The 25549-nt window shown below is 62.3% G+C and carries 23 protein-coding genes and 1 pseudogene; all 24 read right to left on the reverse strand.

Features of this window, described 5'->3' with window-relative positions; genetic code table 11:
- Positions 1–301 precede the first annotated feature (301 nt).
- Positions 302–592 (reverse strand): annotated as a pseudogene (locus AC0WRY_RS36220) (hypothetical protein); the annotation flags it as partial.
- 165 nt (positions 593–757) lie between these two features.
- On the reverse strand, positions 758–2119 hold the full coding sequence (locus AC0WRY_RS36225) for a sensor histidine kinase (protein ID WP_128929530.1): 1362 nt from the start codon (positions 2117–2119) through the stop codon (positions 758–760).
- Positions 2094–3548 (reverse strand): sigma-54-dependent transcriptional regulator, encoded by a 1455-nt coding sequence (locus AC0WRY_RS36230; protein WP_128929529.1) that lies wholly within the window; start codon positions 3546–3548, stop codon positions 2094–2096. Before AC0WRY_RS36230 ends, AC0WRY_RS36225 begins: the two co-directional genes overlap by 26 nt.
- Positions 3545–5245 (reverse strand): hydrogenase maturation protein, encoded by a 1701-nt coding sequence (locus AC0WRY_RS36235; protein WP_128955167.1) that lies wholly within the window; start codon positions 5243–5245, stop codon positions 3545–3547. The genes AC0WRY_RS36230 and AC0WRY_RS36235 overlap by 4 nt, the downstream gene beginning before the upstream one ends.
- Before the next feature lie 8 nt (positions 5246–5253).
- The gene (hypE, locus tag AC0WRY_RS36240) at positions 5254–6294 is read right to left on the reverse strand and encodes a hydrogenase expression/formation protein HypE (RefSeq protein ID WP_128929527.1); all 1041 of its coding nucleotides are present in this window, start codon (positions 6292–6294) and stop codon (positions 5254–5256) included.
- The gene (hypD, locus tag AC0WRY_RS36245) at positions 6291–7433 is read right to left on the reverse strand and encodes a hydrogenase formation protein HypD (protein ID WP_128955166.1); all 1143 of its coding nucleotides are present in this window, start codon (positions 7431–7433) and stop codon (positions 6291–6293) included. Before hypD ends, hypE begins: the two co-directional genes overlap by 4 nt.
- Positions 7430–7666 carry a HypC/HybG/HupF family hydrogenase formation chaperone gene (locus tag AC0WRY_RS36250; RefSeq protein WP_128929525.1) on the reverse strand — a complete coding sequence of 79 codons (237 nt, stop codon included), beginning with the start codon at positions 7664–7666 and terminating at the stop codon, positions 7430–7432. The genes hypD and AC0WRY_RS36250 overlap by 4 nt, the downstream gene beginning before the upstream one ends.
- On the reverse strand, positions 7666–9921 hold the full coding sequence (gene hypF, locus AC0WRY_RS36255) for a carbamoyltransferase HypF (protein WP_164933597.1): 2256 nt from the start codon (positions 9919–9921) through the stop codon (positions 7666–7668). Before hypF ends, AC0WRY_RS36250 begins: the two co-directional genes overlap by 1 nt.
- A 2-nt stretch (positions 9922–9923) precedes the next feature.
- Positions 9924–10829, reverse strand: a complete 906-nt coding sequence (hypB, locus tag AC0WRY_RS36260; protein WP_128955165.1) for a hydrogenase nickel incorporation protein HypB — start codon at positions 10827–10829, stop codon at positions 9924–9926.
- A complete protein-coding gene (hypA, locus tag AC0WRY_RS36265; RefSeq protein WP_128929522.1) occupies positions 10829–11170 on the reverse strand; it encodes a hydrogenase maturation nickel metallochaperone HypA in 342 nt (113 codons plus the stop codon). Before hypA ends, hypB begins: the two co-directional genes overlap by 1 nt.
- A complete protein-coding gene (locus AC0WRY_RS36270) occupies positions 11163–12254 on the reverse strand; it encodes a nickel-dependent hydrogenase large subunit (protein ID WP_128929521.1) in 1092 nt (363 codons plus the stop codon). Before AC0WRY_RS36270 ends, hypA begins: the two co-directional genes overlap by 8 nt.
- Entirely contained in the window at positions 12251–12760 is a 510-nt protein-coding gene (gene hybE, locus AC0WRY_RS36275) for a [NiFe]-hydrogenase assembly chaperone HybE (protein ID WP_128929520.1), read from the reverse strand. The genes AC0WRY_RS36270 and hybE overlap by 4 nt, the downstream gene beginning before the upstream one ends.
- Positions 12757–12966, reverse strand: a complete 210-nt coding sequence (locus tag AC0WRY_RS36280; RefSeq protein WP_128929519.1) for a rubredoxin — start codon at positions 12964–12966, stop codon at positions 12757–12759. The genes hybE and AC0WRY_RS36280 overlap by 4 nt, the downstream gene beginning before the upstream one ends.
- Positions 12963–13826 (reverse strand): hydrogenase expression/formation protein, encoded by an 864-nt coding sequence (locus tag AC0WRY_RS36285; RefSeq protein ID WP_128955164.1) that lies wholly within the window; start codon positions 13824–13826, stop codon positions 12963–12965. Before AC0WRY_RS36285 ends, AC0WRY_RS36280 begins: the two co-directional genes overlap by 4 nt.
- Entirely contained in the window at positions 13823–14269 is a 447-nt protein-coding gene (locus AC0WRY_RS36290; RefSeq protein WP_128929517.1) for a thioredoxin domain-containing protein, read from the reverse strand. The genes AC0WRY_RS36285 and AC0WRY_RS36290 overlap by 4 nt, the downstream gene beginning before the upstream one ends.
- Before the next feature lie 253 nt (positions 14270–14522).
- On the reverse strand, positions 14523–14819 hold the full coding sequence (locus AC0WRY_RS36295; RefSeq protein ID WP_128929516.1) for a HypC/HybG/HupF family hydrogenase formation chaperone: 297 nt from the start codon (positions 14817–14819) through the stop codon (positions 14523–14525).
- A gap of 26 nt (positions 14820–14845) precedes the next feature.
- The gene (locus AC0WRY_RS36300; protein ID WP_128955163.1) at positions 14846–15424 is read right to left on the reverse strand and encodes a HyaD/HybD family hydrogenase maturation endopeptidase; all 579 of its coding nucleotides are present in this window, start codon (positions 15422–15424) and stop codon (positions 14846–14848) included.
- Between the two features lie 16 nt (positions 15425–15440).
- Positions 15441–16184, reverse strand: a complete 744-nt coding sequence (gene cybH / locus AC0WRY_RS36305; RefSeq protein ID WP_128929514.1) for a Ni/Fe-hydrogenase, b-type cytochrome subunit — start codon at positions 16182–16184, stop codon at positions 15441–15443.
- Between the two features lie 9 nt (positions 16185–16193).
- Positions 16194–17984, reverse strand: a complete 1791-nt coding sequence (locus AC0WRY_RS36310; RefSeq protein WP_128929513.1) for a nickel-dependent hydrogenase large subunit — start codon at positions 17982–17984, stop codon at positions 16194–16196.
- Between the two features lie 29 nt (positions 17985–18013).
- Positions 18014–19105 (reverse strand): hydrogenase small subunit, encoded by a 1092-nt coding sequence (locus AC0WRY_RS36315; protein WP_128929512.1) that lies wholly within the window; start codon positions 19103–19105, stop codon positions 18014–18016.
- Positions 19106–19315: 210 nt separating this feature from the next.
- Positions 19316–20755 (reverse strand): nickel-dependent hydrogenase large subunit, encoded by a 1440-nt coding sequence (locus tag AC0WRY_RS36320; RefSeq protein WP_128929511.1) that lies wholly within the window; start codon positions 20753–20755, stop codon positions 19316–19318.
- Positions 20752–21768 (reverse strand): NADH-quinone oxidoreductase subunit B family protein, encoded by a 1017-nt coding sequence (locus tag AC0WRY_RS36325; protein WP_128929510.1) that lies wholly within the window; start codon positions 21766–21768, stop codon positions 20752–20754. The genes AC0WRY_RS36320 and AC0WRY_RS36325 overlap by 4 nt, the downstream gene beginning before the upstream one ends.
- A gap of 69 nt (positions 21769–21837) precedes the next feature.
- Positions 21838–23154 (reverse strand): DUF3422 domain-containing protein, encoded by a 1317-nt coding sequence (locus AC0WRY_RS36330; RefSeq protein ID WP_128929509.1) that lies wholly within the window; start codon positions 23152–23154, stop codon positions 21838–21840.
- A 117-nt stretch (positions 23155–23271) separates the two neighbouring features.
- Positions 23272–25383, reverse strand: a complete 2112-nt coding sequence (locus AC0WRY_RS36335; protein WP_164938218.1) for a methyl-accepting chemotaxis protein — start codon at positions 25381–25383, stop codon at positions 23272–23274.
- Between the last annotated feature and the right edge of the window lie 166 nt (positions 25384–25549).

The raw sequence follows: 25549 nt of genomic DNA on the forward strand, positions 1-25549 counted from the left end.
ATCAAGGTCAGTATGCATCCAAGGCATAGGCCGACCCTCAGCACAAAAAATGGCCCATGCTAGGACAAAACGCGCCATCCATTGATTGTGCGTTGCGGGGCCTCGCGAACCGCTGAGCGGCAGTCTCGATGGCGGTCTCCATTATTAGAGCTCCGGAGCGGGAAAGGGAGGTGCTCTTTCCGTGACACCTGCGCGATGGCAACGGCATGGGCGATGTCCTCGGAGTTGAAGTGTATCGAACGCACTTAAAGATGCTTGTCGCCACACGACCGGGCGAGATCTCGGTGACGCGAGCGCGAGATCAGTAAAGAACGGGGCTCAGCCCGCGAACGCGCAATACGCTGGCCTTGGTGGCATGATGGCTAGGGATGAAGAAAGCCAGGGCGTTCTGGAAAGGCGTAGTGGCCAGCGACCGACCAGACGTCAACCACGTAGCGGCGCGCATCGGCATTCTTGTCACGATCAGCCGTTTCACGTGCAGTGCCGCGCGCAGATTGACGTCGAGCAGCGCGTGGATTTCGTCAGACGCAAGGTCTAGGATGTTGCTACGCTGCGACTGACCGGCCTTGTTGACGAGAACGTCGAATGTGGTCGTACGCGCTAGCGCTCCAGGACGTCGAGATCGTTAATCTCGCGCCGACAGCCTCCGCATCCGGCTTGGCCGACAGCCTGGCCAGCGGCCGAACCTCGCGCTAGCGAGTAAATTAGAAGCCCTGAGGGCGGAAGCGGCGCCGAACCGTCGCAGCCCTGACTAACTCTACGCCGCCGGGAGAGCGAAGGAGAATATTGCCCCTCCCTCTGGTGCGTTGACAACAGTCAGTTCGGCACCATGTTCGCGCACGATTCCGTAGCTGATCCAAAGGCCGAGCCCGGTGCCCTCTCCAACGCGCTTGGTCGTAAAGAACGGCTCAAATATGCGACCTATGTTGTGCTGTTCGATCCCGGGCCCGTTATCGGACAAACGAATCAGGATCTCGTTCTGATTGCGGCGAGCCGATATCTTTAGCCGTGGCTCCTGAGTGCCGCGCGTCGCGTCAATTGCGTTTTCGACGAGATTTACGATAACCTGGTGGAGCTGCCCTTCATTCCCGCAAGTCCAAAGATCCGCCTCGATGTCCATGTGAATGTCGAGGCGAACCTGCTTCGTGCGGACTGCCCAGAGCACGGCGGTGTTGATCAGAGGCTCGATGTTGACGCGATCAAACTCCCCGAGCTTGCTGAGGGAAAGCCGGCGTAAGTTTTTTACAATTTCGCTAATGCGCACGGCGCCTTCCATTGTCCCGTCCAGGAGCGGGCCGAGATCCTCTAGAATGGCGTCAATGCGGAGGCTTTTCTTCAAGGCTGCAGCTTCGGAGCTTATCGATGTGCCGTGGACGGCATCAAGGTAGGATGTCAGCGCCGTGCGATAGCGCATCAAGGTGTGCACGTTTCCATAGACGAAGCTGATGGGATTATTAAGTTCGTGAGCGACACCGGCCACCAGTCGGCCGAGACTTGCCATTTTCTCCTGTTCTACCAATTGACGCTGCACTCGCTGTAGCTCCTGATGAGCCGTGTGCAATGCTTCATAGGCTCGGCGAAGCTCGCCGATAGGCCTTCCAGTCAGAACCACGCCAATGAAGCGGCCCCGATGGTCGTGTCGGGGCGAGCTGTTGATTGCGAACAGGTCTGAGCTGCCGCCTTCGGTCAAGAAACGGAGTTCGCCATCCACAACCTCGGACGGGCTCCGAGGCTTGAGGAGCGACATGAGCTTGGCGCCATCGGCAGCGTCAATGATGTCTGCCATCCTCCAGCCGACGATTTCGTCATTGGCGCGGTCAAGCGTGCGCTGTAAAGCGGAATTGACTTGCTGGATCTGGCCTTTCGCGTCGCAAACGATGAGGATATCAGAGACAGATTCGATGACGTTGGTGACAAATGCTTGAGCTTCCTCGAGCTCGGCATTCTTGTGTTCCAGATCGACCTCATAACGCAATAGGTCGGAATAAACCTCATCCATCTTGCGGATGACTTCGATCCAAGCGCCCTCACGCTCGTGGTCGAACTCGATAGCACCGCGATCGCTGATCAACTTGAGCAGCGAGTCGGATCCGTCAGGAGAATGCGTCGCCTTTGCCATTTTTTCTCAAATCATACCTGGACAGCTTGTTCCGCAGGCCTACCCGGGACAGGCCGAGCTCGCTGGCAACCCGGCTGATATTGCCCTCATACTTCTCCAGGGAGTTGATGATAACCGACTTCTCCAGATCCTCCACCCTGTCCTTCAGGCTCGCTGCGCCGTTCAGGTTCTGTATGACCCCCGTGGCGGTCCGCCTGCCGTTGCGCCGGCCGAGCAGCGTGGGAGCCTGCAATTCGTCCGAGTCAGCCAGCACGGCCATACGCTGGATCTCGTTCTGCAGTTCGCGCACGTTCCCTGGCCAAAGGTATTTGACGAAGCCCTCAAGAGCAGCGGAGGCAAAGCGCAGACCTGGCCGGTTGAAGGAAGTCTTGACTTGAGACAGTACTCCTTCTGCGATCAAGGGTATATCCATCGGCCGCTCCCAAAGCGCCGGCATGTGAACCGGGAACGCCGCCAGCCGGTAATAGAGATCACGGCGGAAGCGGCCCGCCTCCACCTCGGCCTCAAGATCCCGATTGGTGGCTGCCACCACACGGACGTCGACTTTCCTTACACGTTGCGCGCCCAGCGGACGGATCTCGCTCTCCTGCAGCACGCGGAGCAGCTTCACCTGAAACGCCGGCGAGGTCTCTCCGATTTCATCAAGGAAGATGGTACCGCCATCGGCAACTTCGAACAGACCGATGCGATCCTGGTAGGCGCCTGTGAAAGCGCCCTTCTTACACCCGAACAACTCGCTTTCGAGGAGCTCGTCAGGCAGCGCCCCACAGTTCTCAACGACGAAAGCCTTACCGGCTCGGGCTGAGCCGTAGTGGATCGCGCGTGCCAGCAGCTCTTTGCCGGTTCCGGATTCGCCCGTGATCAGCACGGAGATGTCGTATTCGGCCGCCCGCCGGCCGAGTTCAATGACCGCATGCATCGGGCTGTCCGGGGCGTGCACAATTCGGTTGAAGTCATAGAGATGCTTAGCTGCGCCGCGCTTGACCGAAACGACCCTCTTGATGTGCTCGGGCGTTGCTTTGACGTCGACCCCTGCGGTCTCTGTCTCCTTCTGAAGCCGATAGAGCTGGACCGCCTCCTTGACAATGTCGATCAGCCGGTCCGGCTGCCAGGGCTTCGTGATGTATTGATAGATGCCCGCCTCATTGAGCCCTGCGATGATGTCGTCCGATTCCGAATAGCCGGAGATGATCATGCGAACCGGATCGGGCCAGAGCTCGCGCACCCGCTTGAGGAAACTGACGCCGGATTCGTGCGGCATGCGCTGATCGCAGATGATGGCGTGGACGATCTCCCCTTCGAGCAGCTTTTCAGCGTCTGCTGCGCTGCCGGCGCAGAGTACCTCAAAATCCTCGTTGAGGACGCGGCGTAGCGCCTCCTGTGACCTGACCTCGTCGTCGACTACCAAAATAGTACCCTGGAAGCTCATATGCGCACCGCCATGCGGGTAGATTTGTCGAGCGCGCGAGGCGACCTATGGGGTGCGATTGTGAGTGGCGTGCGCGACTTCGGCACCTTGTGAATGAAGTTGTAGCGGGCGACGTGGTAACTCGGATCGAATCCGTAGAAATTAAGCCGCATCCGCCGCAGCTCCTCGTCGCGATAGGCCTGCAAGGGCTTGTGGGCTTCGTCCGCTGCGCGACGTCGCTGCTTGTCAGCAAGACGCGTCGCAAAGCGTTCATCCGCCGCCATGCTCGCGGCAAGGCTCATGAGGCGGCCCTCCGCCAGCTCCCCGCCCGACAGAGCACGATCGATGATGCCAAGGCGCCCCGCCTCTGCCACGCCCATCGGCAGGCGGCATTGCGTGATCCGGGTGGCGTTCGCTGCACCCGCGCGGCGCGGCAGCAGATAAGTCCAGTATTCCGAGCCGAAGAGATTGCCTATGTCCTTATAATGTGGATTCAGGACGACCTGATCGCTCGCCCAGACCTCGTCGGCAGCGAGACTTAAAAATACCCCTCCCGCCCCGGCGTTGCCGCGAATGACGGAAACGACGAGCCGATCGGTGGTCTCGATGACAGTGTGCGCAAGATCGTCGATCGCATTGATGTTGCGCCAAGACTCGTCCGCAGCGCTGTCAGCCGCCTCGATCTCGGCGAGGTGAATGCCGTTGGACCAGTAATCACGTCCACCGGTCAGGAGAAGCACCTTGGTTGGGCGGGCCAGCGCAGCTCGGTAGGCGTTCAACAACGCTTCGCAGTCAGAGGTCGCCATGGCGCCATTGTAAAAGGAAAACTGCAACTCGCCGACCTCGCCCTGCTCGCGATATCGTATGGGCGCATAGCCGCAATCGGGTCGGTACGGCAGGCGCATCGCCTGCTCCGCAAAGACCTTTGCTGCGGATCGTTTCAGGCTTTTCGGTACAAGCTGCCGCACATGGCCGATCCAGACGGCACCATCGACCGTGGCCCGGGCCAAGGCTCCATCGCAATGCGCCACAATGGTTCCGGGCACACCGGAGATGCCGCGCGCCTCGTGGGCGTCGAACAGCCTGACATCTTTGAAGAACAAGCTGTCGACCAAGCCCGGCATTCCGTCTGCACTGTGGATCTTGCGCAGGACGGTCTCGCTCGTGTCGTGCTGCCAATCGATCATCCGGTCGGCCTGCCGGCAGGGCCCGCGCACCCGAATGCGGGGATCATCGGCAGGCATCGGCGACGGTGTCGGCTGTCCGGCTTCGATTGCTGCAATGGCTTCGAGCACCGCCGCGACCGCGCACGTCGTGACCTCGTTGCGGTAGATGCTGGATTTAGCCGCGCACCGCATCGGGAAGGTTCTGAAAGCCCAGATCGGACCAGCGTCGAACCCGCCGTCGGCCTGAAGCACAGTCACGCCCCAATTGGAAACACCTTCCAGAATCGCCCAGTCGAGCGCCGCCGGACCGCGGTCGCCGGGCGGACCGGGATGGACGATCAGGCAGCGCACGCTACGCCAGACATCTTCGGGGATTGCGCGCTTGAGGAACGGCGCGATCACCAGATCTGGCTGATACAGCGCCACGCTTTCGCGCGTAACGTCGGGGTGGATATCCAGCTCGACCGAGACCTCGTGGCCGCCCTCCCTGAGCTCGACGTGGAGCCGTTGCGTCAGGCTGTTGAAGGAGTGCGTGAGAAGCAGGATGCGCATGACCGGCCTCAGCAGATCCTCGGCAGTTGTTCGCCCGACAGCCAGTCGACGATCCGGCCACCGCCAAAGCTCGTCGCCATCTGCACGAAATGGTGATCGTCGGCCACGGCCTCGCCGATGTCGGCCGCATCACAGCCGAGCGGATGCGCGCGCATCGTCGCGAGCACGGCAGCGGCCGCCTCCGGGGCCACAATTGCAACCAGCTTGCCTTCGTTGGCCACATAGAGCGGGTCGAGGCCCAGCAGTTCGCAGGCCGCGGCCACGCCCGGCTTCACTGGGATCGCCTCCTCCTGCACACGGAAGCCGAGGCCAGACTGCTGGGCGATCTCGTTGAGCGCGGCGGCTAGCCCGCCGCGGGTCGGATCGCGCATCAGGCGGATGCCCTCTCCGCCTGCGGTGACCATCTTTGCCACGAGATCATGCAGCGAGGCTGAGTCCGAGACGATCTCGGTCTCGAAGGCGAGGTTCTGCCGCTTCGACATGATAGCGACGCCGTGGTCCCCGAGCGTGCCGGAGATCAGGACGCGATCGCCGACGCGAGCCTTCTCGGCGGATAGATCGAGGCCATCGGGTACGACGCCGACGCCGGCGGTCGAGATGAAGAGGCCGTCGGCCTTGCCGCGCTCGACCACCTTGGTATCGCCCGTGATGATATGGACGCCGGCCGCGCGCGCCGCCTCGCCCATAGATTCCGCGATCATCTTCAGGTCGGAGAAGCGAAAGCCCTCCTCGATGATGAAGCTCGCCGAGAGGTAGAGCGGCCGCGCGCCGGCCATGGCGATGTCGTTGACCGTGCCGTGCACGGCGAGCGAGCCGATATTGCCGCCCGGGAAGAATAGCGGCGAGACCACGTAACCGTCGGTCGTCATGACCATGCGTCCGGCTGCGACATCGAAGGCCGACTGGTCATTGCCGCGCGCCAGCCATTCGTTGCCGAAGGCCGAGTGGAAAAGACCCGAGATCAGCTGTGCCATCGCGCGGCCGCCAGAGCCGTGGGACAGGTCTACGCAGCCGTTCTTGATGTCGAGCTTGCGTTGATGGGCCTTCATGATGCCCGCCTCTGCTGATGGTCGCGGAAGCGGCCATAGGTCCAGTGCGCAGCGCAGGCGCCCTCGGACGAGACCATGCAAGACCCTATCGGCGTTTCCGGCGTGCAGACCGTGCCGAACAGCTTGCAATCGACCGGTTTCTTCACGCCGCGCAGGATGGCGCCGCATTCACAGGCCGGATTGTCGGCAACGCGGAGCTCCTTCATGTCGAAGCGCGCTTCGGCATCGTATTTCGCGAAAGCGCGCTTCAGCTTCAGGCCGCTATAGGGTACCTGCCCGAGCCCGCGCCATTCGAACTGGTCGCGCAGCTCGAAAATGTCGGAGACCTCCTCCTTGGCGCGCAGATTGCCGTCACGCTTTACAGCGCGGCTGTACTGGTTCTCGACCTCGTGCCGGTTCTCATTGACCTGCCGCACCAGCATCAGGATCGCCTGCATCATGTCGAGAGGCTCGAAGCCCGAGATCACGACCGGCTTGCCGAATTCTTCCGCGAAGAACTCGTAAGGAGCCGTCCCGATAATAGTCGAGACATGCGCAGGTCCGACAAAGCCGTCGATCTCGACCCGGCCGATGTTGCGAATATCCGGGCTCTCCAAGATGTTCTGCATCGCCGGCGGCGTCAGCACGTGGTTGCAGAAGACGCTGAAATTGGCGAGCTGCTTCTTTTCGGCCAAACGGATCATGACCGCAGTGGGCGGCGTCGTCGTTTCGAAGCCGATGGCGAAGAATACGATCTGGCGCTGCGGATTCTCCTCGGCGATCCTGAGCGCATCGATGGTGGAATAGACCATGCGGATGTCGGCGCCTTTCGCCTTTGCCTTCAGCAACGAGGCGCCTTGCGAGCCCGGCACGCGCATCAGATCGCCATAGACGCAGAAGATGATTTCGGGCCGTTCGGCCAGTCGGATCGCCATGTCGATGCGCCCCGCCGGCAGTACGCAAACCGGGCAACCCGGACCGTGGATCATCCGCACGTTTTTAGGCAGCATGTCCTCCAGGCCATAACGCGAGATCGCATGCGTGTGGCCGCCGCAGAATTCCATGAAGCGATAGGGGCGCTGCGGATCTGCTTCGGACTGGATCGCGTTCGCAAGCCCGAGCGCGATCTCCTTGTCGCGGAACTCGTCGGCATACTTCATGGCATGGCTCCCAGGGCCTCGGCGCTAAGCTCGTGCAGCAATTCCAGCGTCCGTTGCGCCTCTTCCGGATCGATTTTGGTAAGCGCGTAGCCGACATGGATGATCACGTAGTCGCCGATGGCGAGATCCTCGATGAGCGCGACGGAGATCTCCTTGCTGACGCCGTCGATGGACACAATGGCCATGTCGTCAGGCAGGAGCTTTGTCACCTCGGCGGGTATGGCAAGACACATCAGGCGGTTCCTTCTAAGCCTTGGTGTTCGAGAAGTTGCAGCCCCGCGATCCAGGCCTGACCCAGGCTTAGGCCGCCATCATTCGGCGGCAGTTGGCGCGGCAAGAGCGGGGTGAGCCCGGCAGCGATGCAACCGCGCGAAATCCCGGTGCTGAGGCGGGCGTTCAGGAAGCAGCCGCCGCTCAAGGCGACGGTCTCAAGTCCGGTCTCACGAGCCGCTTGGGAGATCCAATCGACGCAAGCGGCAGCGAAGGTGCCGTGAAACAGCCCGGCCCCGTCGGTGGGATCCGGCGCATCGACCACCAGACGGTCGAGCAATGGGAGCAGCGACAGCACGCCATTCTCGATCACCCAGCCGCCGGACACAACGCGCGGCTCGCGGACCCGCGCCTCTAGCTTCATGGCAGCCTCGCCTTCGTAGGTTTGTACGGTGCAGACCCCGAGCAGCCCTGCGGCCGCATCGAACAGCCGGCCGGCGCTGGTCGTCGTGGGCATACCGGGTTGTTCGAGCAGAGCCGATAGGCGCGCGGCCTGCGGCTGTGCCGCAAAGCGAGACGCAATCGCATCGCCGCGCCGAAGCGCGTGCAGCACGCTGGCGGCCATCCGCCACGGCTCGCGCGCGACCCGATCGCCGCCCGGCATCTTCAGCGGCGCCAGATGCCCGAGCCGCCGGAACCGCGCGCCTTCACAGGCAAGCAGTTCGCCCCCCCAATTGCCGCCGTCGCTGCCGTAGCCGAACCCGTCAAGCACTAAGGCAAGCACCGGACCTGCGATGCCATGCTCCGCCATCACCGAGGCCGCATGGGCGTGATGGTGCTGGACCGCGATCAGCCTGGTCCCGCGTGCCTCGGCGAAACGGGTCGATGCCATGTTCGGATGCAAGTCGTGGATCAGGGCGACAGGCTCGACGTCGAGGGTAGACAGCAGATGGTCCACAGTTTCCTCGAAGAATCGGATGCCTTCTGCGGTGTCGAGGTCGCCGATGTGCTGGGAGACAAAGGCCTCGTTGCCGCGCGTCACCGCCACCGTCGACTTCAGCGCTCCGCCGACGGCAAGCAGGGGCGCCACCGAGCGCGCAAGCCGGACAGGCTCCGGGACATAGCCTCGCGCACGCCGAATGAACTGGGGCCGTCCGGCGACCACCGCAGCCAAGGAATCATCGGCGCGGGTGACGATGTCGCGGTCATGCGTGACGATGAGATCGGCGATGCCGGCAAGTCGTTGCTCCGCTTCGCGATTATCGATCAGCAGCGGCTCGCCGCTGAGATTGGCGCTGGTCGCGACAATCGCCCAGCTCTCGCCGACCGGCGCATGCGCCGCATTCAGCGCATCGAAAATCAGGTGGTGAAGCGGTGCGACCGGCAGCATGATGCCGATGCGCGCCAGCTCCGGCGCGATTGACTGCACAAGGCGCCCGCGCGACGTCAGCAACACGATCGGCCGCGGCCGTGACTCGAGCAGCGCAAGTTCGACAGCGTCGGCCTCGGCGAACTCGGCGACTGCCTCCAGCGTACCGACCATGACGGCGAAGGGCTTCTGATCGCGCTGCTTGCGCAGGCGCAGTTGCCGCACGGCCGCATCATTGTGAGCATCGCAGATGAGCTGATAACCGCCGAGGCCCTTGATCGCGACAATCTTGCCGCCCGCGACGGCGGCGGCGATCTCGGCGATGCCATGGCTGAGCCGCGGCCCGCATCGCGGGCACGCAATCGCCTCGGTATGGAAGCGGCGACTGCCGGGGTCAGCATAATCAGCGGCACAGGCTGCGCACATCGCAAAGCGCTTCATTGCGGTGGCCGGACGATCATAGGGCAGCCGCTCGGCGATGGTGTAGCGCGGACCGCAATGCGTGCAGTTGATGAAGGGATAGCGGTGGAATCGGCTTGCCGGATCGAACAGCTCGCTCAGGCATTCCCGGCAAGTCGCGGCGTCCGCGACGATGCGCGTCGACACCCTACCCTGCTCGCTGGTGCGAATCGAGAACTCCTCGGTGGCGGCGGCGCCGATCGGCTGAACCGAGATCTCGTCGATCCTGGCAAGCGGCGGCTTTTCCAGTGGCAGCGCGGCGACGAAATCGGACGCCCGCTCGCCTTCGACTTCGATAAGAACGCCGTTCGGATCGTTGGCGACGAAGCCGCCGAGGCGATAGCGGGTGGCGAGACCATAGACGTAGGGACGAAAGCCGACGCCCTGCACGGCGCCACGCACATGCAGGCGCAGCCGCTGTCCGTCCCGCGCTGTGGCCTTGTCGCTCATCCTCACTCCGCTGCCGTCATCTCGGCCGGCTTCGCCTTCGAAGCCCGCTTGCGGAGCCAGGCATAGAAGGCCAGGAAGCCTTCGCCGGTGCGCGCCGACACCGTCAGCACCTCGATCCTGGGATTGACCCGCCGCGCATATTCGATGGTCCTGGCGAGGTCGAAATCGAGCACGGGCGCAAGATCGATCTTGTTGATCAGCATAAGCGCGGAGGCAGCGAACATGTCCGGATATTTCAGCGGCTTGTCCTCGCCTTCGGTGGTCGAGAACACCACGATCTTGCAGGCTTCACCGAGGTCGAATGCCGCCGGACAGACGAGATTACCGACATTCTCGATGAACACGACCCCACCGTTCAGCCAGGGCAGCCGGTCATAGGCTTCACCGACCATGGCCGCGTCGAGATGGCAGCCCTTTCCGGTGTTGACCTGGATCGCCGGCACGCCGGTTGCGCGGATGCGCTCGGCATCGTTGGAGGTTTGCTGGTCACCCTCGATCACGCCGATCGGGAAACTGTCCTTCAGCTCACTGACGGTGCGGACTAGCAGCGAGGTTTTGCCGGCTCCGGGGCTCGAAACCAAGTTGAAGGCGAGCACGCCGTCGGCACGGAAGCGAGCGCGGTTGTCGGCGGCGAGTCTGTCGTTCTTGCCGAGAATATCGCGTTCGATCTGGATGATGCGATCGCTGCTCATGCCCGCGATCTGTTGGCCGGCGGCGTCTGCACTGCAGTCGAGCAGGCCCGTATCGCCAGGCCCATGATCGTGGCTTCCGTCGTGATGGTGGTGGTGATGGTGACCGGGGCCATGGTGGTGATGATGACCTCCATGAGCGTGCTCGTGATCCTGATTATGATCATGCGTATGTTCGTTGGACGCTTTGCCGTCGCTGCAGCCGCAGACCGTACACATCAGTCGACCTCCAGTTCCTTCACACGCATCTCTTCGCCGCCGGTGACCTGCAATTGATAGCTGCCGCAGGATGGACACGGCTCGTAGCGCTGCTTGATCTCGACGTTTTGCGAGCAGGCCATGCACCAGGCCGTGCCCGGCGTCGCGATGATCTCGAGTCTTGCGCCTTGCGCGATGGTCCGCGCCGCGACGGCCTCGAAGCAGAATTGCATTGCGTCCGGCGCGACATGGCTGAGCGCACCGATCTCTAAACACACCGCCTTCACTCGCAAGAACGAGCGCTTGCGCGCCTCTTCCTCGACGATCCCGATGATGCCCTCGCACAAGGCCATCTCATGCATGGCTGGCCTCGCGGAAGCTGACGCTGAATCCGACGCAGGGGTCGAACGCCCCGACAAGTGTCCGCACCGCGTCTTGGCCCTGCCGGCCGGCGGAGAGGAGCGCGCCCTTGAGGCTTCGCACCAGCGGTCCGCGTTCGTGAAAATTCCACTCGGTCGGAGCGATATATTCGAAGCCGACGATACGTCCTTCCTCATCGAGCTTAACCGCGTGATGGAGCCGGCCTCGGGCGCATTCCACTGCCGCTGCGCCCCGGCGCTCGCCGAGCCGATAGCTCGCAACGACGCCATTATCGGGAGCGTCCCGCCTGGCGTCCAGCCAACAGGTGAGCCGGGCGATCTCGTCGATGCGCGCTCTCACGCGCGCGGCGCCGCTAGCACTTAAGGACAAAATCTGTTCGCGCTGCGCCCGCCGCGCCCAGACGCCCGTTTCCGGAACCTTCCCGCAGAGTTCCGGCGCTTCGGAATAAGCCGTCCCTTCAGCCATGAGGCGCGTCACGATCTCAAGATCGTCAGCGGGGGTCAGAAAGAATTGGTCGGCCGCCGGCAATGACATCACCTCACGATCGCAGCGCGTCAGATAGGTGGAAAGTACGCTGCCTGGCGCCGGAGGCTGGTGTTCACCCGAAACTCCGAGCGCGCGGAGCGCAGCCTTGACGTGTGCAATGACATCGCGGCGCACGGTATCTGGCACGGTTTCAACCGCACCACTGAGAGTGGTGCTCGCCTGTATCATGCTTCGCACTGCGGGTGCGCTCTCCTGATCGAGTTCGAGGCCTGCGACGAACAGGCCGCGTATCAATTCAGTTAAGCGCTCGGCGACAACGGCCGTGAGACGATGCATCGCTATCGGCTTGATCGTCTCCAGCCCCTGCGCCGCCTCGATTGCTGAAAGGAAGGCCACTTGGTGGGCGACCGAGCATAAGGAGAACAGGCGCGGCAGCACAGGGATGAGCGCGCTTGCCGGCTTTCCGGCAAACAGCCTCGTCAGGGGAGGCCGGCTCCGTGGCCGGATAGCAACGTCCGAAATTGTGGTACCAGTGAGCCACACCATTATGTCAATTTCGTTTCGAAAGGGGCGACTCATCCCGGCCGCTCCGTCAAGGTACCGCGCAGGAAGCTCCGACGATCAATCGGGGTCGTCGGTGGTTCGCGCCGGCGGACCGCCTCCTCGCTGTCGGCCGGCAGCATCAGCTCGGCAAGAGCGGCGTCAGCCGTTGCTCGCGCCGATGCCATGTCCGCAAATTGGAACATTGGCGAGAACAGCGAGCAGCTAGCGATGCGGCCCATTTGCACCTCGCTGAGGGTAAATTCGATATCACCGGCTGGAAAGCGAATACGCACGGTCGCGCCCGACCTATCCCCAGCGGCGCTCGCCGGCATCACCACGTTCATGAACCAAGGAGTGACCATGATGCCGACAAACGTTCCCTCGAAGCGACGGAAACCAATGGCCTCAACATCGAGGGCCTCGTTGTAGATTGGCAAATCGCGCATCGCGCGCTCGCCGATCTGGCGATACATTCCTGCCAATAGCTCGCCCCATGTCACCGCGTCGGCGTCGCTGGGAGAGCTTGGCGCGCTGGCAGTCATGTTTCGATCGCCATGAACTTCGATTTCGGGGCGTCGCAGTTGGGGCATCGCCACTCCTCCGGCAGAAGTGAGAACGGTGTGCCGGGTGCGATCTGCGCCACCGCATCACCATCGGCCGGATCATAGACGGTCCAACAGATGCCGCATTCAAGCCGCGCAGCCTCAGTGACGTCTTGGCGCACGCCAAAGTTCTCAAAGGCGCTCATTTGAAATATGCCTCAATGATTTCTTGGAGCCGTTCGGCGGAATCCTCGAAATCTTCGTCTGCAGCAAGCGCAACCGTGGGTACCCCGCCAACTTCCAGCGTGTCGAGGATGATGGTGTCCATGGCGTTGAAAAACTGCACCGACCAGACATTGCGAATGCCAGTCGACAGCACCCGACAGGTGCCATAGCCGCGCGAGACAAGCTGGATCGGCCCGTTCCGAATAGTCTCCTGCAAAAAGCTCATATCCACCGGGCTCATCGGCAACAGAGTGAAATTGATGATCTGCGAGCGGATGCCAGGACGCCAGGCTAGCGCCCGCTCGCGGATCTCGGCGAGCACCGGTAGGACGTTCATGGCGCCTTCAGGGGCCTGTCCGATTTCGAAATCGGCGGCTGTCAGATCGGCTGCTGCGCGTCTGACGATCTCGGGAACAGCGCCTACTTCAATATATTCGGAAGCCGCGTCAGTTTCGATCCTGACACGCCAGATCCCTGCGAGCACCGATTCTTGAATCTGCGCCAGCGATCCGTCCGGCAGCGCTACGACGCCGCCGACCTCCCCCTCGCCGAGAACATCGGCGACGAGCTTGCTTTCGAGATCGTTGAGATTGCCGAGCCGGAACAGTTGCGAGGGTGCGTCCGCCCTTTGACCTGCAATGGCCTCCGCGATGTTGGAGAGCAGCGTGACGGCTTTGGGGCAGTTCTTAGCGAGCTCGACACTGTCTAATGTTGCGAGTCTTGCGAGTGCGCCGGCCGCCGTCAGGCTGCCACTTGAGGCATTGAGACTCTCTTCTCCGATAGGGAACACGCTGACGGGTTGCTCGGCGCCTTCCGGCGCATCCCAGAATCCGACCTTCATAGCTCGACACCTTTTGCGCGATGCTGGGGAACAATGGTAACGGCAATGGCTGCGCTTTGCCCGCGCGGGCGGTCGATCAGCTTAGTGATGCGGTCGACATAGACTGACCAATCCTGGATCTTGGCGATCAGCCCCAGCGTCTCGCCCTTGGCCACGAAGATAAGGGTCGGCTGCACTCGCACCCCGAAACGTTCGCCAAGCGCCTCTTCGGCATGGGGTGCAATGATCGCGGCGCGCAGGCGGCCTCCGAACGCCGTAACCAGCTCAGGCAGCACTACGGCGACATCAATGGCCTCCGGAAAACGGTTGGGATTACCCGCCGATAGCAGCACGGCGACAGCACCGGCTTGGTCGGCATGTTTAAGAAAATGATCGACGGTCGCGACATCGACCTCATTGAGGCCATGCCGACTGAGATCATGCCGTCCTACCTGGAATTCCATTTGACCTCCCAAAACAGACTTATCTTTCTGATCGGGATAGTGTTAGCAAGCTGCGTGCCAGGGACAGTCAGGATTTATGTAGTTGAATTCACTGATCTATTTTCAACGCCATCAAGCCGAGTGGATGCGAATGATAAGCTACTTTCCACTACAAACGAAAGCCTTCTTTCCAGACTAGAAACTTGTCTTCCGGCGAGCACCTCGGCCAGCGGCTGAGGTCAGCCGGCCAAGTCATTCTAGGATGACAACCCGCTTAATCAGTCAGGAGGTGCGCAGGCAATTGCGGTTCGCGGTCGATCAGATCGGCGAAGAAGCAGTCGAAATCGTTGCCGTCGAGCGCTGCACCGAGACCGTCGATGGCAGCCGCAATCAGGCACGCTTCTTCTTTCTCAAGTAGGCGGATCGCCGTGTCGATGTAGACCAGCACGTGGGCACCGGCCGGAGGATGCGAGAGCAGAAGCACGGAGACGCGGCGTTGCTCGCCGCGAAACTCGCACAAAGCCGAAATTCCATCGGTCTCGACGATAGTCATCGGCAGTCCAAGGCACATCCGTCTTCTCCGGCACGCTCCGGCGGTCAGGCCGGCCGCATCTCGTAACTCGCATGGTCGATGTCGTTGGCGAGCAGGCGCTCGGAGTCTGCCAACGGCGTATCGCGCAGCTTCACCTCGATGCCCCACTCGGCCAGAACTTTGCAGGCAAGCTCGATGGCCGGTGCGATCTGATCGCGTACGGACGCCGTCAATGGACCTCCCCAGTCTTCGAGATCGAGCGGTTGGCAGCCGATCAGGACGAGGTGCTTCGGGCAGCGGCCGAGCAGGTCGGCTGCGCTGATCACCTCCTGGAAGCCGGTTTGATGCAGACTCATCTTCTTCGCGCCGGTGAAGCGTGGCACCTCGTCGCCGCGCACGAGCTTCAGCTTGCCTGGCGGCAGACCATAATCGATGGCATCGAACACGAGCAAGCGATCAGCGTCCTCCAGATAGTTGACGAGATAGAGCCCCTGCGTTCCGCCATCGAGAATCGTGACATTATCAGGCACGGCGTAGCGGCGGTGGAAGTCCTCCACCGCGCGCACGCCAAAGCCTTCATCGGCCCACAGGATGTTGCCGATGCCGAGCACCAAGATGTGGTCGTCGTTTGGGGCGTTCAACATCGAGATCGTTCCAGTTTCAGTCACGGAATTGCCGTTCGCCCGAGATCATCGAGGAGATGATACTCTGGCGTGACATGATGTCCTCGCGGATCGCAGCGTAGATGTGTACCATCACGAACACGACCAGCGCCCACATGCCCAGATGATGCCAGGTGTGAACGTCCTGGCTGTTCGGCCAGATCGAGAACACCCAGCCGAACAGTTTGTGCTGCCAGCTATCGATGCCTTCTCCTTCCGAATAGAGCGCAAAGCCGGTCACGATCATGAAGGTCACGAACAACGTGAAGCCCGTGAACATCGCGGTCTGCGCCAGCGGGTTGTGCCCGACATACATCTTCGGCTGACGTTCCAGGAAGGCGTACCAGCGGATCTCGTGCCAGACTTCCTTCCAGAATTGCCGGCGATGCACCGGCAGATAGAAGATCTGCCGGGAATGGTGGTTGCCGGTGAAGGCCCACAGGATACGCGCGAGGAAGAACACCGCGAGCACCTGCCCCGCCGCGAAATGGGCGAAGCGCATATAGCCCATCACGAAGTTGGCCGACGCCTCCCCCTCGACCGCCGGCAGCGGCGTCCCGATCAGAAACCCGGTGACCATCAGGATGATGATCGAGAACGCGTTCACCCAATGGCAGATGCGCACCGGCGCTTCGTAGACATAGACGGTGGGCCGGCCCACCGCATGCTCGCCAGCAGCATCGGCCGCGATCGCCGTCAGGTCCGGCTCGCTTTCCACCGGGGGAGCAATTGCATCCATCATGGCCGCCTCCTACCTGACCTTGACCTTGGCGAGTTCCTGGCCGTCCGGGCTCATGACGTGCGTCGAACAGGCAAGGCACGGATCGAAGGAATGGATCGTGCGCAGGATCTCGAGCGGCTGCTCGGGATTAACCATCGGCGTGTTCATGAGCGAGGCTTCGAACGCGCCGATGTTGCCTTGCGGATCGCGCGGCGAGCCGTTCCAGGTCGTCGGTACCACGCACTGGTAGTTGTCGATCTTGGTTTCCTTGATCTTGATCCAGTGCGCGAGCGCGCCGCGCGGGGCCTCGGTGAAGCCAAAGCCCTTGGCTTCCTTCGGCCAGCTCTCCGGTTTCCACTTGTCGACATTCGCGGTCGAGCTGTCGCCGGCTTTGATATTGGCAACGAGCTTGTCCTGGAAATAGCGCATCTGGCGTCCGGCCCAAACAGATTCGAGCGCGCGCGCCGCGGTGCGGCCGAGCGTCGAGAACAGCGCCGACATTGGTAGATCGAGATCCTTCAGGAATTTGTCGACGGGATCCTTGAACTCCGCCTTGTTCTGCGCATAGCCGACGACCCAGCGCGCGAGCGGGCCGACCTCCATGGCATGTCCCTTCCAGCGCGGCGCCTTGATCCAAGAATATTTGCCGCCTTCGTCGAGCTGTTCGATCGCGGTCTTGGTACCCTTTGCATTGGGTCCGAGTTCGTAGTTCGGCTCCGTGATGCCATCCCAAGGATGAAGGCCCTTGGTTTCGTCGGGATACTTGTACCAGGAGTGGACCACGAACTCCTGGATCTCGTCGGGATTGGCGTGATCGACCGGAAGCACCTCGGAGAGATTGCCGTTGATGATGGCGCCTCGTGGCAGCTTCAGGTTCTTGGCTGAATAGTCGTTGGCATGTTCTGGCACGTCGCCATAGGCGAGCACGTTCTGACCCGAAATGCCTCCACCATAGAGCCAGTCCTTGTAGAACGAACCGATCGCGGCCACGTCAGGCAGGTAGACCATTTCGTTGAATTCCATGATGCGGTCGATGATCGAGGAGATCAGGTTCAACCGCTCCATGTTGATGGCACCGACAGCACCTGTCCCATCTACGTTGATCGGACAGGGCACGCCGCCGACGAGCCAGTTTGGATGCGGATTCTTGCCGCCGAAGATGGTGTGGATCTTGACGATCTCCTTCTGGAAATCGAGCGCCTCCAGATAATGCGCGACCGCCATCAGATTGGCCTCGGGCGGCAATCTGTAGGCTTTGCTGCCCCAATAGCCGTTCTTGAACGGACCGAGCTGTCCGGACTCGACGAACTTCTTGAGCCGGGTCTGCAGATCCTTGAAGTATCCCGGCGAGGACAGCGGCCAGCTCGAGATCGACTGGGCTAGCGTTGATGTCGCGCGCGGATCGGCCGAGAGTGCGGAGACGACGTCGACCCAATCGAGCGCATGCAGGTGATAGAAATGGACGACGTGGTCGTGCACCTGAAGTGCGAGCTGCATCAGGTTGCGAATCGAGTTTGCGTTTTCGGGGATGGTGATCCCAAGCGCGTTCTCGACCGCGCGCACCGAGGTCAGCGCGTGCGTGCCGGTGCAGACGCCGCAGATCCGCTCGGTAAATGCCCACGCATCGCGCGGGTCGCGGTTCTTCAGGATCACCTCGATCCCGCGCCACATCGTGCCGGTCGATACGGCATTGCGGATCACGTTGTCGGCGTCGACATTGACCTCGACCCGCATGTGTCCCTCGATGCGGGTCACGGGATCGACGACGATGCGTTTGCCGGAATTGTCGAGATTGAAGCCGTTGGGAGTCTGGATACCCATGATCGTTTCTACCCTAATGTGTCTTTTGATCAGCTGTTGTGGCCGGCGTCTTCGCGCTTGCTGGCAAGCCGCTTTACCGCAGTGACGGCGGCGTGCGCGGCCACCGCCGCACCCACGGCGCCCGCTGCCGCCATGCCGATCTGATCGGCGTTTTTCTCGATGCCGAACTGCTTGATGTTGGTGAGGCGATCGTAGAACGAGCCCTTGTCCCAAAAGCCGTCCTCTGAGCAGCCGATGCAGCCGTGTCCCGATTGGATGGGGAATGAGACCCCCCCGTTCCAGCGCACGGTTGAGCAGGCGTTATAGGTCGTTGGCCCCTTGCAGCCCATCTTGTAGAGGCAGTAGCCTTTGCGCGCCGCCTCATCGTCCCACTCCTCGACAAACTGGCCGGCGTCGAAATGCGGGCGCCGGTAACACTTGTCGTGGATGCGCTGCGAGTAGAACATCTTAGGCCGGCCCTGGCGGTCGAGCTCGGGCAGCTTGCCGAAGGTGGTGATGAAGGTGACGACGCCGGTCATCACTTCGGCGATCGGGGGGCATCCCGGCACCTTGATGATCGGCTTGTTGGTGATGACCTTGTCGATCGGTGTGGCCTGGGTCGGATTGGGCTTTGCCGCCTGTACGCAGCCCCAGGACGCGCAAGCGCCCCAAGCGATGATCGCCATCGCGTCCTCGGCCATCATCTTCAGCTTTTCGACGAATGGTTTGCCGCCGTCGATACAGAACATGCCGCCCTCGTTGAGCGGCGGATTACCTTCAACGGCCAGAATGTACTGACCTTTATGCTTGGCACGGGTCTCCTCGAGGATCGCTTCCGCCTGATGGCCCGCGGCCGCCATGATCGTGTCATCGTAGTCTAGCGAGATCATCGACAGCACCGCATCCTTCACCAGGGGATGCGCGGAGCGGATGAAGCTCTCGGAGCAGCAGGTGCATTCGAGACCGTGCATCCAGATCACGGGCACACGCGGCTTGGTCTCGAGCGCATTGGCGATGCGGCTCGCCGCCAGCGGGCCGAGGCCGAGGCTCGTCGCGGTCAGGCTGCAGAACTTGTGAAAGCTTCGACGCGTGATGCCTTGCCGCCTGATCACGCTGTAAAATGTTTCCGTCGCCGTGCCCATAAATCCTCCCGCCGTCAGCTTTGGCTTTCAATGACGCTTAGGGACAGCAAGAAGCAGGCCAACTGCGTGGCGCAAAATGAAATTAGAGGAATGTCAAAAGGTTGCGAGATCTGAATTGTGCAAGACGCGAAGATCGAGCGGCACTGCACGAAAGAAGCGGAAACAATTCGATTTGCAGGCGGTAACGAGGTTTACGCCGCCGAGCCCGTTTCAATGCGCAGTGCACACCATGCAAGGATCGAACGAGCGCACGACATGCTGAACCGCAACGGAACGTGCGCCAGCCTCGCCCACATCGGTGCCGACCAGCGCCTGTTCCAGAGGGCCTGCCACGCCGAGGGAATCGCGCGGTGAAAAATTCCAGGTGGTCGGCGCGATGATCTGGTAGCGCTCGATCTTTCCACCGCGCACCGCCACCCAATGCCCGAGGCTGCCGCGCGCGGCCTCGACGAGACCGACATATGCCCCGTCGGGCATCTCCTGCGAGGGAGCACAGAACGGTTCCGAAAGTCGTAGCGCGCGGGTCCACTGCTCCATCGCAAGTGCGATGCGCGCAGTCTCGATCAGCCGGGCGATCACACGGTTGCGGACATTGGTGCCGCTTGGGGCGACGAGATCGGCTATCAGCGCTTGCCCGGCCACGGTCTGGCGCGCAATCGCCCCGACCTCGACCGGCTGGCCCGAAAGCCGCGGCGCCTTGCACCAGCTATAGGCGCCTGCCTTGTCGGGATCAGGTACGGTGTTGCTGTGCGCAGGATCGGAGGAGCAATCCCGCATCCATGCATGGGAAACGTCCTCGCTGATCTGACTCAGCGGCAACGGCTCCACAACCATGTCTGGACCAACAATGCCGCGCGGGAACAGTCCGCAATCGGCGCCTTGATAGGCGCCATAGCTCATCAACACGCCCGGTCCCTTGCCGAGCTCACTGAGCGCGAGGCTGTCGGCAAGCCTGAGGAAATGAGCGAAATCACCGCTGCGCCCCGCGCGCCAGCGGTCGAGCTCGTCTGCGGTCGAGAGCGACAGCATGTTCTCTAGAGTATCGGCGAACACTGTACGTTCAAGGAACGTGCGAAATGAGGTCACGATCGACAACAGCCGTACGCGCTCGCCGAGTTCGATCGCGCGCGTCGCGCCGCCCGGCTGGAAGGCAAGGCTGTGTGGCCATTTGCCAGCAATGATTCCCATAGTCTCGAGCAGCCGCGCCCGCGCCGGCAGCGCATCGCGCGCCGCACTGCCGCGGGTGGCCGCAAAGCGCTCGCGAGTCTCCTGGTACCAATCCTGCGAAGCGTAGGCTTCACGGGCGAAGTCAGGCATGAAGAAGATGTAGAAATGCGTAAGATGATCGGCGGCATTCTCTGCCGCGTGCGCGATATTAGTGGCGAGCAGACCGTTCGGCGCCGCCTCGGTTCCCATCGCATGGCGAAGCGCGGCAGCGGCGGCGACCGACTGCGAGACCGAGCAGATGCCGCAGATGCGCGGCGCCAACACCAGCGCATCAAGCGGTGGCCGCCCCTCCAGAATTTGCTCGAACCCGCGATAGAGCGGCGCCGTCACTTCGGCGCGCTGGACCCGGCCGCTTTCGACGTCGAGGCGGACTTCGAGATCGCCCTCGACGCGGTTGAACGGGCCGATCGTAATCCTCGTCATGGCGTGCGCTTGGCCGTGGTGCGGCCGGGCGGCACCACCACATGATCAGCGGTCGCATTCAGCCTCACGCGCCGCGGAGTCGCCGATTTCGACAACGCCGCGAGCGCGACGAACCAGGCTTTTGGCATGTCGGTCGGCAAGCCGACTGGGATGCCGGCAAGCTTGGCGGTCTCCAGGAAATTCTGCGCGTCTTCGAAGCCAGGTGACGTGCAGGCGATGCAGGCATAACCGCCCTTCGTGCAGGAACCGCCGCCGTTCCAGGAGCGCTGGTTGCAATCGCCGACAGCCTGAGTCGCCTTGCAGCCGAGATGCTCCATGAGGCAGCCGCGCTCGGACATGGTTTCGGCGCTGGCCTTGAACTCATAGAACTCGTTGCGGGAGCAGCCGTGATGAGCAAGATGGTTGGCAACGAATTTCGGTCGGCCATAGGTGTCGAGGTCAGTCGCTGACAAGTCCTTGGACGTCAGTGCCAAAATGGTTTCCATCATCCAGCCCGGATGCGGCGCACAGCCAGCCACATTGATCACCGGCAAGCCGAGCCGGGAGCGGAAGCCTGCGCCGAGCGCGCCGCCAGCATCGGCGCCCTCGAATTGCAGCCCGACCGCGTCGGTTGGATTGGCGCCGGCGGCTGGCACCCCGCCATAGGCGGCACAGCTTCCGACCGCAACGACATAGTCCGCCCGCGGCGCGAGATCTAGCATCCAGTGGTAGATCGAGCGGCCCGTGCCCGCGAGCATGTTGAAGCGGCCGCTATCGTTCGGGCCGCGGGCAACGGAGCCTTCGAGGAGCAGTAGGTCGAGCGGCACCCTGCCCTCGCGCACGGAGTTGAGCACCTCGGCCGCTTCCTCGCCTGTCTCCTCGCTGACCGAGGGATGCCACAGCAGGTTGATGCCGAACTGCCTCAGTTCGTCGAACCAGCCGGAAGAGCCGCTTTCGAGGATCGACATGGTGCAACCGCCGCAGCTCGCGCCTTGCAGCCAGAGCAGGTTGGTCATTCCGTTCGATTGGCTCATCACTTGCCCTCCAGCTCCACCAGCTTCGGCCGACCCGGCTCGAATGGCAAGCCCTCGGCGCGAAGGAACTCAGTCATGATCGCCCGGCGCGCCTTCATGTTTAAGGTGCCTCTGGCGGATCCGGTGCGTGATGATCCAAATTAGACCGACGGCAAATGGTACGAACAATGCTGTCGCGAGTGACGGCTCGACATGCAAGCCGCCGTCATGTGCGCCCTTAGCGAGGTAGCCGAACAGGCTGACGACGTAATAGCCGATCGCCGCCACGGAGAGGCCTTCGACGGTGCTCTGCAGGCGCAATTGCAGCTTGGTGCGCTCGTTCATTGAGCGCAGCAGGTCACGATTCTGCTCCTCCAGTTCCACGTCCACCCGCGTGCGCAGGAGATCGGCGGCGCGCGCTAGCTTGATCGATAAGTTGGCCTGGCGGTCCTCCATCGCGGCGCAGGTGCGCATCGCCGGCGCCATCCGCCGGGCAAGGAAGGACGACCAGGTCGGTCGCCCTCCGATCTCGCTTCCTTCGATCACGCCAAGGCGGGCCTGCACGATGTCGTAATAAGCCCGGCTCGCGCCGAAGCGGAACAGGCTACCCGCTGCGCCGCGCTCCAATGAGGCGGCCAATGCGGTCAGCTCCGTGAGGAGGTGATTGTTGAGCTTGAGGTCCTCGGCGCCCTGCATCTCCTGGAGCACTTCGACCAGCCGCCGCCCAATGTGATCGACCGAGGGCGCGAGCTCGAGCGCGGCCGGCAGGCCGAGCAGCGCCAGCGTGCGATAGGTCTCGATCTCCAGCACGCGCTGCACAAGAGCGCCAAGCCGGCCCGGCGACAGGCCGTCGTTGCAGATGAGAATGCGGACAAAGCCCTGCGCATCCGCACGAAAGTCGGAAGCGACGACCGCAGGGCCGCTGCGGACTGTCGCCATTGCGAGGCTGCTCTTATCAAACAGCTCCTCAGCGCGCGCGACGGCCGCTTCGGTCTGCTCCACCTCGAGCCTCACCGCCACAAGCAGCTGTCCCGTTTGCGGCAGTGCCCGGATCAATGCGGTAAGTTCGTCACCGATGGGAGCGAACGCCAGCGCGGATGCCTCATTACTCCAGATCCAGGTGAAAGTCGTGAATTCGGAATGCTGTTCCCAGCGTAGCGAAACTGCTCCGATTGACACCTGGTGGTGCTTAGCCGACACCTCGGGTGCCGCCAAGCCCTGCGCGGTGCAAAAGCCTACAAAGGCCTGCCGGTCGGCGGCCGCCGCTTCTCCCTGGCCCAAAAAAGCAAATCGCAGCACTGCGAGAGGCGCGGAGAGCCGCGTGAACGGACGCGCATGCACCTCACCCAACACTGCACCGCGTTGCGGGTGCAACGCGAATCCGGCCAGATCCAGACCATGCTCCATCGACGATCCCTAGGATACCGGTTTGCCCACGCGAGGGTGCCGGCTTGTCCGTTGACTAGCGCAGGTCTCTGGCACTTGCGCAATGGTAGTCGCAGGCGTCTCGCATTGCGAGCCAGACTACGCCGCGACGACGTTGGCCATGAAACGGTCAAGCTCCGCGCGCAGGCGGTGGCTCGCCTCGGTTAGTCCGCGCGCTGATTGCAGCACGGCGGAAGCCGCCGAGCCGGTCTCGCTTGCTTCGCGATTGACCTGCTCGAGATTGGATGACACCTGCGCGGTGCCAGAGGCCGCCTGCTGCGCGCTCTGTGCGATCGCCTGTGTCGTCGCGGTCTGCTGGTCGACGGCGGACGCGATCGAACCCGAGATGGCGGAGATATCGCCAATGATGCCGGCGATCGACTTGATCGCGGCAATCGAATCTCCGGTCGCTTGCTGCATACCTTCGACGTGAGAGCCGATCTCCTCCGTCGCACGGGCGGTTTGGCTTGCAAGCGACTTCACCTCGGCTGCGACGACGGCAAAGCCGCGGCCCGCCTCTCCGGCGCGGGCTGCCTCAATGGTGGCATTGAGCGCGAGCAGATTGGTCTGCTCTGCGACCGCTGTAATCAGCTTCACGACATCACCAATCCGGTGCGAGGCTTGCGCGAGCGTCGCGATGCGGGCGTCCGTGCTCTTGGCCTGGGCTACCGCATTACCGGAGATCGCATTCGAGTTGCGGACCTGGGTGCGAATATCATTGATCGACAGCGACAGCTCCTCGGCCGCCGAGGCGACCAAACCAATGCTGCTCGACGATTCTCGCGCGGCGCCGACCACCGCGTTGGTCAGGCCCCCTGTCGCCTCCGCATTGCGTGACAGCGTTGATGCTGCTGCTTCGAGTTGCTGAGCAGAACCCGAAATGCCGTTGACGATGTCACCCACCGCGGCCTCAAAGCCGCCAGCGAATTTAGCGAGCTCAGCGCGCCGCAGCTCGGCCGCCGACCTGTTACGCTCTTCGATCTCCGCAGCTTCGCGTTCGGCGCGCTCAATGGCTTGCCGCTTGAAGCTCTCGACCGCGCCAGCCATCTTGCCGACCTCGTCGTGCCGACCGAGCCCCGGCAGCACGATCTCATAGCGGCCGTTTGCCAGCTCGATCATCGAGCTGCACATCGCGATGACAGGTTTTGCGATACCGCGTCCGATCGCAAAGGAGAGCACGAGGCCAATTGCAATCGAGGCGAGCGCAAGGGCAACCACTACCGATTGACCGTGGATGATTTGCACCGCGGTCTTTTTCTCGGCATCAGCCTGCTCCGCCAAAGCCACTCGCTTCAGAGAGGCGGCCGCCCCGGATAGTCCGTGACGCAGCTTCCACATGTCCGCCATCAAACGATCGATCTCTTGGCCTGCGGCCTCCACTCGGGCGAACCCATCTCGGTAAGACGCGACGAGCTCGTCGAGCGCCTGTCCGCCGACGTCCGGCGAGCGACGCTCTCGCACGATCGCACCTTTAAACCCTTCTATTCTCTGTAAGACGTCCCTCGCGAGGACTTCATCGTGGAGCTTCAATTCTGTCGTTACGAGGCGATCGATCGTATCGAAACGCTCAATGATATTTTCTGCTTGAGCGCCCGGCGCCTTCACCTGATCGAGCGCGGTCCGGATGACGTGCGCCTGTCCGCCCATCGTGGCTGCCGAGCGATCGATCCCGGCGCGCAGCGCCAACACTTTGTTGAAGGAATCGGTATAGGCGCGGTAGGCTTCGAACAGTTCCTTTATCGACTGCTGCCAGCTGAGAGTTGCAGTCTCGGTTTTGGCTGCCGTGATCGTTCGCTCGAGCAAGCGTCGCGCCTCTTCCGCGGCAGCTTCCGCCTCCTTTATGCCCGTCAGGGCGTAATAGCGCGCGTTGCTCTGGTATGCCGAGAGCGAGCTGTCGATTTCGCGCGCATAATCCGATTCCGACATGCTGATACGATAAACGTCGAAGCCGTCGAGGATCGCCTCATAGCCAAACCAGGCGCCCGCCATGGTGCCCGCCGACAGCAGCAGAACGATAGCAAATCCCATCATGATTTTCAGGCGAATTGACAGGTTGGCGATGACTGGCTCGCTTTTCGGCAAGCTCATGGCCGCTGCATTCATCCGGCCCTGTGTCTGGAAGACGCCTGCCCGGCGCGATGCGCCGCCGCGCCGAATGAAGCTCAAATCCATATCGCAAATACCCGGTTCGCTGGAGCTGGAAATGAGCAAACGATGTGCCGTCTCTCCTAATCATCGGTAAATTGCAGCGAGCTGCCGCGCAGCAAGTGTCGTGCGCCGGGTAAGGAAGCTCGCTGCTCATGCAGGGAAAAAGACCGCGAACCCACGTGGATGCAGCGGAAAATAGCAAAGAGGTTCAATAAAGATATGAAAGCAG

The sequence above is a fragment of the Bradyrhizobium sp. T-12 genome, assembly GCF_058314695.1.